The sequence below is a fragment of the Calothrix sp. UHCC 0171 genome (assembly GCF_034931845.1).
Lineage (GTDB): Bacteria > Cyanobacteriota > Cyanobacteriia > Cyanobacteriales > Nostocaceae > Brunnivagina.
In genome coordinates this window covers 49,533-64,569 of record NZ_JAYGHN010000008.1, presented here as the reverse complement: position 1 = coordinate 64,569, position 15,037 = coordinate 49,533, and the positions used below count along the sequence as shown (strand labels likewise).

Genomic DNA, 15,037 nt, shown 5'->3' with positions numbered 1-15,037 from the left:
TGTCAAAACGGAGATAACGTATTTTGATTTGTTCAAGTTTGTGAATTTAGGACTTTTGAAGAAGATGGTTGTTGACTATTAGGGTTAGTCGCTGGCTGAATCACAATCCAGGCTGCTATTCCAGCTATAATTGTCAGGAATGTGACAGCATAAACGATTAATATATCTCGCTGGATTGATGAATCGTCTTTAGTTTTCATAACAGCCTCCTGCGAGAAATATGAAAGGATTTTTTGATAGCGACTTTTACCCTAATAGGCATCTCGAAGATTATCCTTTCGTTGCATCTACACCAAATTCACTGGCAGCACGAGTATGCATAGTATCTTCTAAATGTTCTTCGTGTTGCCGTTTTTCTGTCATCGCATTTCTTGCCTCTTCTGCAACGTAGCTAGTAGTGCTTCTATCCAATTCCTCAGTTGCTCTTTCTTGCATTGTTTCTTGTAAATGTTCTCCATGCAATCTTTCTTCAGTCATTGCTCCCCGTGCTTTTTCCTGCACTGTCAAATTAACTTTGACTGCATGACGTTGAGATATTTCAGCTTTTGGCAAAGTCAAAGTCACCACACCATCTTTGACTTCTGCTTTGACTTCTTCATGTTTGACATTTACTGGTAGCGGAATGATGCGTTGAAATTTACCATAACTAAATTCAGAGCGATAAAACCCTTTACTATCACTGGTTTTTTCCTCTTGATATTCACCAGTCACAGCAACAGCATTTTCACTGACTTGGATATCCAAATCTTTTGCATCTATTCCCGGTACTTGGACTTTAACGATAATATCTTTGTCTGCTTCTTTGAGTTCAATAGCAGGATGCCAACTTAATTTTTCCAGTTTGGGGAATATGCCATGGGTTTGTTCTGGATGAATAATTTCATCAAACAAGCGGTTCATTTGTTGACGGAGGGTATTGAGTTCTTTTAGTGGTTCCCAAGGTATTAAAGACATATCTATATATCCCTCAAGTAAGCTTCTAGTTTTTGATGTCGAGCCTTGTTTCGGCTCTACTATCAAGTTAGGAAAATAATTTGAGGAAATTGTGAGGATAGATCAATATATTTTATTTTTTTGTAAATTTTTGTAATCAAAGATTAAGGCAACTGTTCGCTACCTAATTTACTGCCCTCACAAGTTCTTCAAATTTAAAATCTAATCTTTAAAGTAGAAAAACTCTGTAACATCTACCGAGAGTTCGCACTATGACTACTCAACTAGTCCCCCAACCGCAGGATGAGTCTCAAGCTGACATACCTGCAATACCGCCAGTGGAAACAACCAAAGCAGGTAAAAAGCCTGTAATTCTCCTTTTGGGTGGTTTAGCAATAGTTGCAGGTATCTGCGTTGCAACTTGGTATTATTTATACCGTCCCGTAGCTACTGGATTGCAACTGAGTGGACGTATTGAGGGTTATGAAACCGATATTGGTGCCAAAATTCCGGGAAGAGTGAATTTTGTTGCAGTGCGAGAAGGAGAGAAAGTGACAAGGGGGCAAGTAATTGCAAAGTTAGATGATGCAGAAATTCAGGCACAATTAAGTGGTGCAAGGGCAAAACTTAGTGCGACAAAACAACAAGTTCAACAAGCAAATTTACAAATTAGTATTATCGAAACCCAGATAGAAGAAGCACAATTAAATCTCCAACAATCACAAGGTGATACTAGAGGAAAAATTGACCAAGCGCAATCTACAGTAGCAGCAGCAGAAGCACAATTAAGCGAAGCCAAAGCCCAATTAGATGCAGCTATTTCTACGGTAAAATTAGCAAAAATGACGCGAGATAGATATGCAAAACTTTACCAAGAAGGTGCATATAATAAACAACAATATGACCAAGCGCAAACAAGTTTAGAAACGGCAGTATCGACAGTTAAAGCCCGTCAGTCTGGAGTCAACGCAGCCATTAAACAAGTAAATGTGGCAAAAGGTGCATTAACTCAAGCTCAAACTACAAGTTTCAATCCAGATATTCGCATTAATAAAATTCAACAACTTCGTCAACAATTAAGTATCGCTAAGGCGCAACTAAATGCAGTTCAGGAAGATGTTAAAAGTGCCCAAGCCGCAGAAAAACAAATCTTGGCACAAATTGCCTATTTAAATGTAATTAGTCCGATTGATGGGGTTGTGACGGCAAGAAGCGTTGAGCCAGGTACAATTGTTGGTAGTGGCAAAACTTTATTAACAGTAATTAATCCGAATACTGTGTATATGCGGGGTTATATTCCTGAAGGTGAAATTGGCAAAGTTAAAGTAGGAACAACGGCAAAAGTTTGGCTGGATTCTCATCCGAAAAAACCTTTCTCTGCCCACGTTAGCGCGATTGATACTCAAGCTTCTTTTACACCAGAGAATATTTATTTTAAGCAAGATAGAGTCAGGCAGGTTTTTGGAGTGAAATTGAGTATTGATAAACCAGATGGATTTGCTAAACCAGGAATGCCAGCAGATGCAGATATTAATTTGGAAGTTGATTAAATTGTTGATATCGCTGATTTTTACAAAAATTTGCAAACATGAATCAAAGTTGGTTGTTCATTAATATTTGAGATTTTATTCAATCACAAATCAAAGTAAAGAATTGATGCATTGAGGTGAATATGAAACCATGAGTTTAAATCAAAACATTGATGCAAATAGAATAAATACAGAATTAACAATAGAATCTCAAGATTTAATTATTTCCGTTCAAAACCTCTATAAAAAATACGGTAATTTTACGGCAGTTCGCGACATCAACTTTGAAGTTAAACAAGGAGAAATTTTTGGTTTAATTGGTCCCGATGGTGCAGGTAAAAGCACAACTTTTCACATTCTTGGTGGTGTGATGGCAGCAACTGCTGGAGATGTGAAAATCCTAAATAATTCTCCCCGTGAAGCACGTTTACAAACAGGTTATTTAACACAGCAATTTTCACTTTATTTAGACTTAAGTATTGAGGAAAACTTGCGTTATTCTGCGGGATTGCGACAAGTTACTAAAAAGCAATTTCAAGAACGCCGGATTAAATATTTAAGACTAATGAATTTAGAAAAATTTAGTCACCGCTTGGTAGGAAAATTGTCAGGGGGAATGAAACAAAAACTAGCATTATGCTGTGCATTAATTTCCCAACCAGAAGTATTACTATTAGATGAACCTACCACAGGAGTTGATCCCATATCTCGTCGAGAGTTTTGGGATGTACTCACAGAATTATCCAAAGAAAGGGTGACAATAGTTGTAGCCACACCCTATTTAGACGAAGCAGAAAGGTGCGATCGCATTGCGTTAATGTATGATGGGCAAATACATCAAATTGGGACGTTATTAGAATTACGTTCTAGTTTAGGTTTACATCGTCTAGAATTGCGAACGAATAATTTACAAGTTACAGAGCAGCTTTTGTCGCCAGCTATAAACGCAGATTCAACAGGTATAAGTGACATACAAACTTTTGGTGATAGGCTTGATGTACTTGTGAAAAATGTCAATGCAGACACAGCATATATCAAAAAAATTCTCAAACATCACAATATTTCAGCAAGTATTGAAACTACAACAGCAACTCTAGAAAATGTCTTTGTTAATCGTCTCAGGCAACAAGGCTCAGACCCAAAATTTATCCCATTTCCCCGCAGTCAAAAATATCTGCAAACGAAAAAAAATAAAAATAATATAGCAATTTGTGCAAAAAATCTCTGGAAAACCTACGGTAATTTTCACGCAACTAAAAATTTGAACTTAGAAGTAAGCTATGGAGAAATTTATGGGCTTTTAGGTGCAAATGGTGCTGGAAAAACTACAACGATGAAAATGCTATGTGGGCTTCTTCAACAAACAAAAGGCGAAGTTTCCGTAGCAGGTAAAGTTGGTAATTTACGCAGCCCAGATATTCGTAAACTTATTGGCTATATGAGTCAAAAATTTACTCTTTATGATGATTTAAGTGTAGTAGAAAACCTGGAATTTTACTGCGGTGTTTATGGCGTTGCTCCGCAAAAAAGACGCGAAAAAATTGATTGGGTTTTAGAAACATGCGGTTTAGTGGGGCAAGAAAATATGCTCACCAAAAGACTACCTGGAGGTTGGAAACAAAGAGTAGCATTTGGTGCTTCTATTATGCACGAACCGGAGATTTTATTTCTCGACGAACCAACATCTGGAGTTGATCCTTTAGCAAGGAGACAATTTTGGCGTTTAATTGAAGATTTAGCACATCACGGAACCGCAGTATTAGTAACAACTCACTATCTCGAAGAAGCAGAACATTGTCATCGTCTGGGTTTTATGGTTGCCGGAGAAATGGTAGCCCAAGGTTCACCAACACAAATTAAAGCAGCACAACCAGGAAAATTAATCGAATTAGTCACTAATAAAGCACAAATTGCCTATGAAATTTTGAAATTAAATTTTCAGTTTTGGCAAGTTTCTTTATTTGGTTCTACTCTCCACATTGTCTTAGAAAATCCCGAAGCAGAAATAATTAAAGTACATTCTTTATTAAAAGAATCAGATTTAGAAATTATTTCTTTTCGTAGTATTCCCTTCTCCCTCGAAGATGCATTTATTGGTATTGTCCAACGCGCTCAAAAATAGTTATGCAACGTATCCTCAACCAATGTATTAAAGAATTAAAGCAGTTTAGACGAGATAAATTAACTGTTGCATTGGCTTTCGCTTTACCATTAATAACATTACTTTTATTTGGTTTTGCGATTAGATTAGAAACAAAAAATATTCCTCTAGCAATTCAAGACTTTGAGGGCAGTTCTAGCAGTCGTGCTTATATTGAAAGATTATTTGCCACTAATCAATTTCAACCTGTAAAATTGAGCAATAGAGATAGTTTAGCTAACCCGAATAAAATTATTGATAGTGGTTTAGCAAAAGCAGTTGTAATTATTCCTCCAGAATTTAGCGATCGCATCCATCGCAGTCAACAAAGTCCAATCCAAGTATTAGTAGATGGTACAGATGGTAATAATGCCAGAGTTATCAAAAATAGTATTCGGGCGACAACCAGATTCTTCTTACAAAACCAAGGATTGTTATCTCTAAATAATCTAATTATTCCTCGCATTCGTTTGTGGTTTAACCCTGGGCGCAAGGAATCTCTATATATTGTACCGGGAGTATTTGCCGTCAACTTATGGATTTTCCTCTCGTTATTAAGTGCGATCGCCATGGTGCGGGAAAAAGAGCAAGGAACGATTTTACAAATTTATTCTACCAGTCTTAGTGCCAGAGAATTACTATTAGGAAAAGGTCTAGCCTACCTAATTATTGGTTTAATACAAGCTATCTTTCTAATTATACCAGGAATTATTATCTTTCAACTTTGGTTTGCTGGTAACCCAATTCCATTATTAGTAACTACACCAATTTATTTAAGTGCTAGTGTCCTTTTTGGCTTATTCATGGGTTGTCGTACAAATACTCAAAGTGCTGCGGTTCAAGGTGTTGCCACAACAGGTTTTCTCACAGCTTATTTACTTTCTGGCTTTATTTATCCAGTTGATAATATCCCCTTTCCCCTATCTTTAGTTTCCTATATTGTTCCTGCTCGCTATTATATTTTAATTACCCGTGATGCCTTTGTGCGGGGGACAGGATGGGGAGGAATATGGCATGTTCCTTTGATATTAATCGGATTTTGTCTGCTGTTATTTATAGGTTGCGATCGCATTCTCTGGCGAATGCAATTCTCTGATAATATCAGACAAATAAATTATCGAGACACTAGTATTTTTACAAAAAATCAAACTTTAAATCATGTATTTTCTGGTCGGTTATGGTCACTAATTATCAAAGAAATTAAACAAACTTTAGGTAATAGGCAATTAATATTTTTATTGATTTTTCCAGCCACCATTCAATTATTAGTCTTTGGTTTTGCCCTCAGCCCCGATGTCAACAATCTCAAACTCGGAATAGTTGATTATTCGCAAACACCAGCCAGTCGAGAATTAATAGCTGCTTTTACAAAAAATCATGTCTTTAAGACTAAATATCACAATGACAATCAAACACAACTTGCCAAACAAGTCAGAGAAGGCAATATCACCGCCGGATTAGTAATTCCTCCTGAATTGAATCGCAATATTCGACAAGGTAAATCTACAGATATTCAAATTTTAATTGATGCAGTTGATGCGAATACAGCAGGTATTGCCAGTGGTTATGCTTCCCAAATAGTGAGTAAATATAATCAAATATTAAATAAAAAAAATAGTATTAGCAATCTCACATTCTCCCTGATAGAACCACAAATCAATATCCTTTATAACCCAGGATTAATAAGTAGCTGGTTCCTAGTTCCAGGAGTATTAGGATTAGTTTTAACCCTCATGAGTTCCTTAGTTGCAGCAGCAGCCCTCGTTCGTGAAAAAGAATCGGGAACCCTGGAACAATTATTAATGACTCCTGCCTCTGACTGGGAAATTTTATTAGCTAAAGTTGCTCCCTTATTTTTATTATTAATTCTCGATGTCTTTCTGGCATTGGGTATATCTCGCCTAATTTTCCATCTACCATTTCGCGGGAATTTTCCCCTATTCCTCCTCCTTTCGAGTCTGGCAATATTTGTAGGTATTAGTATTGGGCTATTTTTAGCAACTATTTCCCCAACTCAAATTCGCACTCAACTCACGGCATTTTTTATTAATATGCCCCTGAATACTCTCTCCGGTACAGTCACACCAATTGAAAGTATGCCTGTATTTTTTCAATATTTATCATGGTTAAATCCCCTACGTCACTACGTCGCAATTATCAGAGGAATCCTCCTCAAAGGTGTGGGATTAGAAGTTTTATATCCCCATGCGATCGCTTTAGCATTTTTCGCCATAATATTATTGGCAATTAGTAGTAATAAATTTCGCAATCAACTTAGTTAATATATCAAAAAGGTAGGTGAATATATGGAAACAAAAATCATCCCAATGGAAATTCCTGAAAACTGTAATATTATTATCGGGCAAAGCCATTTCATCAAAACCGTTGAAGATTTATATGAAATAATGGTAGGTATTTCCTCTCAAGTTAAATTCGGGATTGCTTTCTGTGAAGCATCCGGTGACTGTTTAATTCGGACAGCAGGAAATGAGCCAAATCTAGAACAAATAGCTACTAAAAATGCTCAATCATTAGGAGCCGGACACAGCTTTATTCTTTTGCTCAAAGAAGCCTTCCCCATTAACTTTTTAAATGCAATTAAACAATGTCCCGAAGTTTGTCATATCTACTGCGCGACAGCCAACCCTGTACAAGTAATTATTGCTGAAACCGAACAAGGAAGAGGTATTTTAGGGGTTGTAGATGGATTTTCTCCCCAAGGTGTGGAAAGTGCTGATGATGTCACTGTACGGAAACAGTTTCTTCGACAGATAGGTTACAAATTGTAAACTTACTGGTGAAAAAGTCGGTGAAAATAGCGGGAATACAAAACCTCACAAGTTCCTCATATTTATTTGCTACGTTCAAAATATAAAGGAATTAGTTGCCAGGGATGTTATGTAATCCTCAAAAGTAATCTTAAGGAGCGAACCAATGAGTAAATATTTGGTTTCTGTTATTGATGGTGCTAGAGCGAGATTTTTAACACTGGAACCGATAGATAATCGGCTCGATGAATCTGAATGTCATCTTGTCGAACATAAAGGACTTTTGAATTCGACAAAGGAATTACAGGGCAAAGAACTTTGGACAACTACGAAAACAGGAAGAAATCAAGGAGCAGGAAGTCAAGCCCATGCATATGATGATGGTCGTGAAAGCCATCTAAATGAATATGGACGACGTTTTGCACGAGCGATCGCAGATGAAATTATTGAATTAACTCAACGTCACTCAATTCGGAAATTAGTGCTTGTGGCTGAGTCACAAACTCTGGGGGTTTTACGTGAATCTGTAATTCATTTACTACCCAATACTTTAAATATTCAAGTATTAGCAAAAGATTTGTGTAAACTCAAACCATTAGAAATACATGAATATTTAGCGGCTAAAAACCTCTTACCTGCTCATCGTTCAGTTTCTTAAAATACTTATTTGCAACTGTTTCTTAACTATATTTTGGAGGTATTATGACAATGAACCAAAAATATCTCTCTCTTTATCTTAATTTAATTCAAGCACTTCTCACCTGCCCTGATGGAGAGGAGTGGAATGTATTACATCAGCATGAAGAACTTTTAACTCCTGAATTTTTGGAATTCATGGGACAAGTTGCGGAGCAACTGGCTACGAACGGAAAGTTGGAAGCTGCGAAGTTTTTACAATATTGGGCAGAACAATTAAACCACGTTTTAGTCACCGCAAAAAAATCTCCCCACAGTGATAATGAAATTCAAATATATCTGCAATTGATTCAAGAATTATTAGACTGTCCTGAAGGTAAGGAGAGAGATATATTAGCAGCAAATAAAGATTTAGTCAATTCACGCTTTGTCAATTTGATGAGACAAATTGCCCAACAAATGTCTGTGCGAGGAGAAACAGAAGCTGCTATATATTTAAGTAACTTGGCATCAGAAATTACTCAATCTCTAGCAAAAGAGGCAAATATTGTCAAACCAAAATTAGAACAAGATTCAAAAATAAATCATGCTTTCAACGAAGATTATATAAACAGATTCCCAGAATTGAGTGAAGTAATCTCTAATTTGAAAAATAATCAAGCCCAAACTGGAATATCTGCACCTACTGCCCATCAAACTATTCCATCTAATCCTGTAGTCGCCCCTTCACCACAACCAGAGATTATAAACAATAAAGTAGTTAGCGAATCTTTAGAAGTTCCACCAACATCGCCACCAAATTGTTTACAAGAAACTCCGACTTCAGAAATATCTTGGGAATCTAGATTGAGTGAACAATTACATACTATTACTCAATCTTTGGACAAGCTAGAAAAAATATTGACTTCGCACTTTCAACCCCCAAACCCATTATGGTATATGGATATATTAGAACGCGCTCAAGCCTCTAACTGGTTGTTATCTAGCGAAGAAATTGAGCAGTTAATTGGAGTTAAACCCAAATGTGAATCAGGGAAAGATATATTTCAACGTGGTTGTTGGATATTTACCAAAGTTGGAAAAATGGGTTTACAAACTGCATGGAAAGTATCTAAATAAGGGGTGTATTTTGTATGAAAACTACTGTTAAATATGATCTAGAAGTTTTGAAAGAAGAAGCACGTGAACTCGTCAAAAAAGGGAAGATTCAGCGCAACGAGCCGATTTATGCTTTGTGTAAGTTTATTCCTGGTCGTGATTGGGTTTGTGTGGAGCTTGAATTAGAAGAAAATGATTTTCTACTCCGTGACAAAATAATTGATTTGCTAGGTAATGAAACATGGGATGATGACTAGTATCAGTTTACCAGTTTTGACTTTGTAGTAGATAAGGCAGATACCAGTATATTTGTCATGATTTTTCTCCAACCATTCTCGCCATTCTTGACGACTTGCAGCGTGAAAAGTCTCTAATTTGTCTTCAAATTTAGGTTTCATTTTTTATAGCTTTATAGCGAAGTTCTACAGCCCCAGAAAGATAGGATTTACTGTCAACAAAATCAAGCTTTAATTCTGAGACTGACTGAAATAAGGAAATACCCGAACCGAGAATAATGGGAATAATTGTAATGATGTACTCATCAACTAATCCCCGATTCATGAAAGAGGATATAACATTACCACCACCCACCAACCATACCCGTTTAAAGCCCCTCTGTTTCACATCTAAAATAACTTTTTCAATGCTACCTCTGATAAATAATATATCAGTCCGTGTTGTTGATAAATGCCGATTTGTGAAAACATAGGTAAGCTTCCCTGGATACGCCCAGTCTCCAAATCCCAAAACCTGTTCATAAGTTCGGGAACCCATTACCACAGCATCAATTGAGTTATAAAATTTAGCATAACCATAATCTTCTCCATCTACTTCCGGCAATGGCAACCAATCAATGCTACCGTCAGTCCGAGCAATAAATCCATCAATACTAGTTGCTATATAGAGAATAAATTCTGTCATGATTTTAATTGAATAACAATTCAACCAATATAGAGTTTACAAAGATAAAGAGTTGATTAACTTCGCATAAATTAAATTCCACAAATCGGGAATTAGTTAACAGGGAAAGGTAGTTACAATTTCATCTCATGGAATTACATCTATTAGGGTTGCATCACTACCCACAAATCCCAAACTAACTTGTTTTGGGTAAATTTCATATCTTTACAAAACTCTACAAAGTATAAAATACAATTTATGCACGATTCCTCTTCATCCCGTAGCTTTCCTCAATTATTTGCAGGTTTAGCAGCTTTATCAATTGCATTAGTAGTGAGTTCCTACATGAATTCTCGCGCAATTCGTAATATCCGGAGACCAGATGATGCTCTTAGTGTCACAGGTTCGGCAAAACGCCCGATTCGTGCGGATTATGTGATTTGGAGAATGTCTATTTCCAGCCAACAACCCACACCACAAACAGCATATCAAGAACTAAAAACTCGTACCGAACGAGTACAACAATACCTCAAAGAACAACAAGTTCCAGACAATACAATTACCTTAAGCTCAATTGATACCTCAACAATTCCCGAAGTTATTAATGGGCGAGAAACAGGTAAAACTCTTGCATACAGACTAAATCAGCGCTTTGAAATTCGCTCGAATGATATAGAACGTATTGCCAAGCTATCTCAACAATCAACAGAATTAATTAACGAAGGGATCCCTTTAATCTCCGAACAGCCAGAGTATTTATATACACAGCTAGCAAAGTTACGAGTCGAAATGGTTGCAGAAGCGACAAAAGACGCAAAAGCTAGGGCTGAAGCCATTGCCAAAAGTACAGGTAATCGAGTTGGCTCCGTTCAAAGTGCCCAAACAGGTGTGTTTCAAATTACATCGCGCAATTCCACGGAAGTCAGTAATTCCGGTATTTACGATACCTCATCAATTGAAAAGGATATTACTGCGGTTGTGTCTGTGAAGTTTGCAATGGATTAAAATTTCTGCCGTTAATAACACCAAATTAACCTGAGTTCGACAAATCTTTCCCTCCTAACCTCCCTCTCTCACAAGGAAAGGGAGGAATAAGACTGACTTGATAACCTGTTTTTCAAACCTGACTGAATATGCTGTAAATCTCTACTTCCTTGCCTGGATTACTTGCAAACTTCCACCTGCATGTAAAACAACTTCTGATACTTCAAACCCCACTTCCTCAAGTAATTTGGGTAAATCGGTTTTAATTAGTTGCCAAGCCGTTTCAGTTTCAAAGAGCCAAAAAAACACAGCTAAACCAGGTATAAATATGGGATTTGTCGGTTGATGGAAATCGACGATTGCAAAAACTCCACCAGGTTTCAATACACGGTATACTTCTTTGAGAATCTCTTGCAACTGGGAAGGTTGCATTTCGTGCAGGGCTGCACTAGTATGAACTATATCAAATTCGTTGTCCCTCAAAGGTATTTTCTCGGCGAAGGCTTCAACATAATTTGCTTGCGGTACATTATTACGTGCCCTTTGTAAAGATAGGGGAGATGCATCTAATCCAGTTACTTGTTGAGAAAGGTTGACAATAAATCTAGTCGCTTGACCACTGCCGCAGCATAAATCTAAGATTTTTGTATCTGAGTAAATTGTTAAGTTTTGTAAAGCAAGTTGGCGAAAACGAGCTTCACCGCCGACGGTGAGAGCAGATAAACGAGCGATCGCATCATACAACCATTGATAACGATAGCTTAAGTCTCGCAAAATTGTAGCCACAGCTGGGTTCCTGATGAAGAACTTATAACTTATATATTTAATCAAGATATATTGTTAACATTAGTGAAAAACCTGAAAAAAGATTGGGGGAAAAGAATTGCTATGGGTCGTGTAGGCGTATTATTACTCAATCTCGGTGGTCCCGATAAATTAGAAGATGTCGGGCCATTTCTTTACAACTTATTTTCTGATCCAGAGATTATTCGCCTACCATTTCCTTGGTTGCAAAAGCCCTTAGCATGGTTTATTGCGACGCGGCGAACTAAGCGATCGCAAGAAAATTATAAGAAAATTGGTGGTGGTTCTCCGTTACGAAGAATCACAGAAGCTCAAGGGCAAGCATTGAAGGAACAATTGCAAGCTATGGGCGAAGATGCGGAGATATATATTGGGATGCGCTATTGGCATCCCTATACAGAAGAAGCGATCGCCCGTTTGACTCAAGATCAAGTGGATGAATTAGTAATTCTCCCTCTGTACCCCCAATTTTCCATCAGCACCAGTGGTTCTAGCTTCCGCTTGCTGGAACAAATATGGAAAACTGACCCCAAACTACAAGCACAAAAATATACCGTTATTTCCTCCTGGTACAAACAGCCTGGATATCTGCAAGCAATGGCAGAGTTGATTGCTCAGGAACTCGATCAACTAGAAAATCCCGAACAAGGACATGTATTTTTTAGCGCTCATGGTGTGCCGAAAAGTTACGTAGAGGAAGCTGGCGACCCCTACCAGCAGGAAATTGAGGAATGTACGGAATTAATCATGCGTACCCTCAACCGTCCCAACGCCTATACGTTAGCTTACCAAAGCCGTGTTGGTCCAGTGGAATGGTTACGACCCTATACTGAAGATGCGATCGTTGAATTAGGGGAACAAGGTATACAAGATTTAGTTGTTGTTCCCATTAGTTTTGTGTCCGAACACATTGAGACATTAGAAGAAATCGATATTGAATACCGCGAATTAGCAGAAGAAGCAGGTATACATAATTTCCGTCGGGTTCCAGCCTTAAATACCCACCCAGTATTTATTCGTGCCTTAGCGGATTTAGCACTGGATGCCATCAAATCTCCGCCATTGGAGTTATCGCAAGTCACCCAGATGAAAAAAAAGGTGAAAATGTACCCTCCTGAAAGTTGGGAATGGGGTATTACCACCAGCGCCGAAGTATGGAATGGAAGAATCGCCATGCTGGGGTTTATTGCTTTAGTTTTTGAGTTGTTAACTGGGCATGGATTATTACATGCGGTGGGCTTATTGCATTAGTAGTAAGCTACATCATCATAAGAATAAGTAGTGCAAGCGTCTCGCTTGCTATTTCCCGAAGGTGGGCAAGACTTCGGACGTTCGGCGAAGCTCAGTCGTTCGCGGAGCGTCTCCGAAGGAGATACGCTGCCCACACTACTTGTTCAATTTATTTGGGTACGACTCTTTATCAAGGATTTAAGCATTTATACTGAGTGTTTAAAATCCATCAAATTTCTTGGTGCAAGATGTGAGCTAACTTAACTTAATTACTGACGGACAACTCCGGCGCAGCCATAAAAAGCTGAAGATTTTCTCGGTTGGTGGCAAATTTTAAGTATTTAGATGCCATTTGCGGAGTCAAGAATTCAATCATTAATCTGTTCTCTACCCAGAACTCAATTACGTCAAAGAAAGACTCGCGATCGCAATATACCACGCGCCAGCCTTCCCGTTTCCCAATCTCCTCAATTTCCTCGCGGCTAACTGGTACGGAAATTGCTGCATGAGTAGCTGTAAATTCAGAAGCGCGATCGTTTATTCTGAAGTGACATTGTTCATCAGCGTCACCAGGTAATAGTTCTGAGCCTAAAGGATAAACTTCAATTGCTGTTCCCTGTTCATCAAAAGGAATCACAAAATAGCTACCGGGATGAGGAGGAAAGGGCGCAACATTGGCTTTTAAAACTTCGGCTAATACTTGAGCAACATGCTGGGGGTGGTGAGCAGCAATGGAAATGTGATGAATCATAATTTATGTAACCTCTGTTACTGTTTGCATGACAAATTAGGAAACACTGTAATGCAGAGGTTTTCCGCATAATCCCTTGAGTAAAAACCAAAAGATTTTTATGCCGGACAAATACACAAGCACTATACAATACTAGTAAATCGTCAAAGATGTCTGCAATCCCCATGATTGCGTTGTCTATCTTTGCAACTGACGTATATAAGATTACTCACAGGTGTAGTGCGATCGCGTCGAACTCACGTCTTGTCCGATTGAATACTTATTATTAAGATTGACATGGAGACTAACAGAGGCGGGGGCGGGGAGAAATTTTAATTGTAAGTGATTAGCCCAACATGATATCACGTCATCACGGAGGGCAGAAGCAAACAAATGTTTTCTTCTGCTTCTGACTTGAAAGAGTCATTTAGTCATTCGCCATTTGTCATTCCCCGCGTCCCCGCGTCTCCGTGTCCGCTTTTCATGCTTGGCGATGAAATTTTTTCATCGGGACTGCTTATCCCATCTACAAAAAACCTAGGCAAACCTAATAGTGTGCGATATTATACAAAAAATTATAGCACTTAATCATCCCGACGGAACAATCCAAATATCGGACCAAGAATAATACCAAAGACAAAGCCACCTATATGTGCCCAATAAGCAACACCCCCACTCTCAACACTCATATTGGCAGCAGCTTGTAAACTCGCTAATCCTGATACGACATTTTGCACAACAAAAAGTCCGATTAGCACCATTGCCGGGACTCGGAAAGTAGTAACAAAGAAAAATAAGAAGGCTAACGTCATTACCTGTGCTTGGGGGAAACGGATGAGATATGCGCCTAAAATGCCTGATATCGCCCCACTAGCCCCCAAGGAAGGAACAGTCGAATTAAAATCAATTAAACATTGGCAAAGCGCAGCCAAGGCACCACAACTAAGATAAAAAATTAAATATTTAAAATGTCCCATCCGGTCTTCGATATTATTACCGAACACCCATAAATACAACATATTCGATAGTAAGTGCCACCAACCACCATGTAAAAACTGTGAGGTGAAAAGAGTAGTCCACTCACCAGCAAAATTATTTTTCAGTTCAGCCGGAATTACAGCGTATGTCTGAAAAAATGGCTCAATTTGTCTACCTAAGCTCAGTTCGTGAAAAAAAATCAAAACATTCATACCAATCAAACCATAAGTCAGGTATGGAGTGATTCGTGTGGGATTTTCGTCGTATAGCGGAAACACTGGTTGTTTTTCCTAATATTGCTTATAGA

General features: G+C 38.1%; 16 protein-coding genes. 10 read left to right on the top strand and 6 right to left on the bottom strand.

Annotated features, from left to right (window positions below):
- Positions 1 to 32: 32 nt before the first annotated feature.
- A complete protein-coding gene (locus tag VB733_RS08635; RefSeq protein WP_323339675.1) occupies positions 33 to 200 on the bottom strand; it encodes a hypothetical protein in 168 nt (55 codons plus the stop codon).
- A gap of 70 nt (positions 201 to 270) precedes the next feature.
- Entirely contained in the window at positions 271 to 954 is a 684-nt protein-coding gene (locus tag VB733_RS08630; protein ID WP_323339674.1) for an Hsp20/alpha crystallin family protein, read from the bottom strand.
- A 251-nt stretch (positions 955 to 1,205) separates the two neighbouring features.
- On the opposite strand from VB733_RS08630, the gene VB733_RS08625 reads away from it, so the two are divergent.
- The 7 genes from VB733_RS08625 to VB733_RS08595 all read left to right on the top strand — a co-directional run bounded on the left by VB733_RS08625 (position 1,206) and on the right by VB733_RS08595 (position 9,361).
- Positions 1,206 to 2,483: an HlyD family secretion protein gene (locus VB733_RS08625; RefSeq protein ID WP_323339673.1), complete on the top strand. Its 1,278-nt coding sequence runs from the start codon at positions 1,206 to 1,208 to the stop codon at positions 2,481 to 2,483.
- A 130-nt stretch (positions 2,484 to 2,613) separates the two neighbouring features.
- Positions 2,614 to 4,584, top strand: a complete 1,971-nt coding sequence (locus tag VB733_RS08620) for an ATP-binding cassette domain-containing protein (RefSeq protein WP_323339672.1) — start codon at positions 2,614 to 2,616, stop codon at positions 4,582 to 4,584.
- A 2-nt stretch (positions 4,585 to 4,586) separates the two neighbouring features.
- Entirely contained in the window at positions 4,587 to 6,884 is a 2,298-nt protein-coding gene (locus VB733_RS08615; RefSeq protein WP_323339671.1) for an ABC transporter permease, read from the top strand.
- Between the two features lie 24 nt (positions 6,885 to 6,908).
- A complete protein-coding gene (locus VB733_RS08610; RefSeq protein ID WP_323339670.1) occupies positions 6,909 to 7,391 on the top strand; it encodes an adenosine-specific kinase in 483 nt (160 codons plus the stop codon).
- A gap of 145 nt (positions 7,392 to 7,536) precedes the next feature.
- Positions 7,537 to 8,028, top strand: a complete 492-nt coding sequence (locus VB733_RS08605) for a host attachment protein (protein WP_323339669.1) — start codon at positions 7,537 to 7,539, stop codon at positions 8,026 to 8,028.
- Between the two features lie 50 nt (positions 8,029 to 8,078).
- The gene (locus VB733_RS08600; RefSeq protein ID WP_323339668.1) at positions 8,079 to 9,125 is read left to right on the top strand and encodes a hypothetical protein; all 1,047 of its coding nucleotides are present in this window, start codon (positions 8,079 to 8,081) and stop codon (positions 9,123 to 9,125) included.
- A gap of 14 nt (positions 9,126 to 9,139) precedes the next feature.
- Positions 9,140 to 9,361 carry a DUF4327 family protein gene (locus tag VB733_RS08595; RefSeq protein WP_323339667.1) on the top strand — a complete coding sequence of 74 codons (222 nt, stop codon included), beginning with the start codon at positions 9,140 to 9,142 and terminating at the stop codon, positions 9,359 to 9,361.
- A 130-nt stretch (positions 9,362 to 9,491) separates the two neighbouring features.
- Here the strand turns inward: VB733_RS08595 and VB733_RS08590 are convergent, their stop codons facing one another.
- Complete coding sequence (locus tag VB733_RS08590; RefSeq protein WP_323339666.1) at positions 9,492 to 10,025, bottom strand: dihydrofolate reductase family protein; 534 nt, start codon at positions 10,023 to 10,025, stop codon at positions 9,492 to 9,494.
- Between the two features lie 237 nt (positions 10,026 to 10,262).
- Here VB733_RS08590 and VB733_RS08585 point away from each other — a divergent pair, with 237 nt between their 5' ends.
- Positions 10,263 to 11,009, top strand: coding sequence for an SIMPL domain-containing protein (locus VB733_RS08585; protein WP_323339665.1), 747 nt, complete (start codon positions 10,263 to 10,265; stop codon positions 11,007 to 11,009).
- Positions 11,010 to 11,150: 141 nt separating this feature from the next.
- On the opposite strand, the gene VB733_RS08580 is transcribed toward VB733_RS08585, so the two are convergent.
- Positions 11,151 to 11,774, bottom strand: a complete 624-nt coding sequence (locus tag VB733_RS08580) for a class I SAM-dependent methyltransferase (protein ID WP_323339664.1) — start codon at positions 11,772 to 11,774, stop codon at positions 11,151 to 11,153.
- Positions 11,775 to 11,876: 102 nt separating this feature from the next.
- Here VB733_RS08580 and hemH point away from each other — a divergent pair, with 102 nt between their 5' ends.
- Together hemH and VB733_RS08570 are read left to right on the top strand one after the other, a co-directional pair.
- The gene (gene hemH / locus VB733_RS08575; RefSeq protein ID WP_323339663.1) at positions 11,877 to 13,043 is read left to right on the top strand and encodes a ferrochelatase; all 1,167 of its coding nucleotides are present in this window, start codon (positions 11,877 to 11,879) and stop codon (positions 13,041 to 13,043) included.
- 30 nt (positions 13,044 to 13,073) lie between these two features.
- Positions 13,074 to 13,286, top strand: coding sequence for a hypothetical protein (locus VB733_RS08570; protein ID WP_323339662.1), 213 nt, complete (start codon positions 13,074 to 13,076; stop codon positions 13,284 to 13,286).
- A gap of 1 nt (position 13,287) precedes the next feature.
- Here VB733_RS08570 and VB733_RS08565 read toward each other — a convergent pair whose 3' ends face one another.
- Positions 13,288 to 13,773: a hypothetical protein gene (locus VB733_RS08565; RefSeq protein WP_323339661.1), complete on the bottom strand. Its 486-nt coding sequence runs from the start codon at positions 13,771 to 13,773 to the stop codon at positions 13,288 to 13,290.
- A 563-nt stretch (positions 13,774 to 14,336) separates the two neighbouring features.
- Complete coding sequence (locus VB733_RS08560; protein ID WP_323339660.1) at positions 14,337 to 15,008, bottom strand: rhomboid family intramembrane serine protease; 672 nt, start codon at positions 15,006 to 15,008, stop codon at positions 14,337 to 14,339.
- Positions 15,009 to 15,037 lie beyond the last annotated feature (29 nt).

Excerpts from the sequence above, each read along its gene's own strand:
- VB733_RS08635 (WP_323339675.1), bottom strand. The coding sequence starts at position 200 with ATGAAAACTAAAGACGATTCATCAATCCAGCGAGATATATTAATCGTT.
- VB733_RS08630 (WP_323339674.1), bottom strand. The coding sequence starts at position 954 with ATGTCTTTAATACCTTGGGAACCACTAAAAGAACTCAATACCCTCCGT.
- VB733_RS08625 (WP_323339673.1), top strand. The coding sequence starts at position 1,206 with ATGACTACTCAACTAGTCCCCCAACCGCAGGATGAGTCTCAAGCTGAC.
- VB733_RS08620 (WP_323339672.1), top strand. The coding sequence starts at position 2,614 with ATGAGTTTAAATCAAAACATTGATGCAAATAGAATAAATACAGAATTA.
- VB733_RS08615 (WP_323339671.1), top strand. The coding sequence starts at position 4,587 with ATGCAACGTATCCTCAACCAATGTATTAAAGAATTAAAGCAGTTTAGA.
- VB733_RS08610 (WP_323339670.1), top strand. The coding sequence starts at position 6,909 with ATGGAAACAAAAATCATCCCAATGGAAATTCCTGAAAACTGTAATATT.
- VB733_RS08605 (WP_323339669.1), top strand. The coding sequence starts at position 7,537 with ATGAGTAAATATTTGGTTTCTGTTATTGATGGTGCTAGAGCGAGATTT.
- VB733_RS08600 (WP_323339668.1), top strand. The coding sequence starts at position 8,079 with ATGAACCAAAAATATCTCTCTCTTTATCTTAATTTAATTCAAGCACTT.
- VB733_RS08595 (WP_323339667.1), top strand. The coding sequence starts at position 9,140 with ATGAAAACTACTGTTAAATATGATCTAGAAGTTTTGAAAGAAGAAGCA.
- VB733_RS08590 (WP_323339666.1), bottom strand. The coding sequence starts at position 10,025 with ATGACAGAATTTATTCTCTATATAGCAACTAGTATTGATGGATTTATT.
- VB733_RS08585 (WP_323339665.1), top strand. The coding sequence starts at position 10,263 with ATGCACGATTCCTCTTCATCCCGTAGCTTTCCTCAATTATTTGCAGGT.
- hemH (WP_323339663.1), top strand. The coding sequence starts at position 11,877 with ATGGGTCGTGTAGGCGTATTATTACTCAATCTCGGTGGTCCCGATAAA.
- VB733_RS08565 (WP_323339661.1), bottom strand. The coding sequence starts at position 13,773 with ATGATTCATCACATTTCCATTGCTGCTCACCACCCCCAGCATGTTGCT.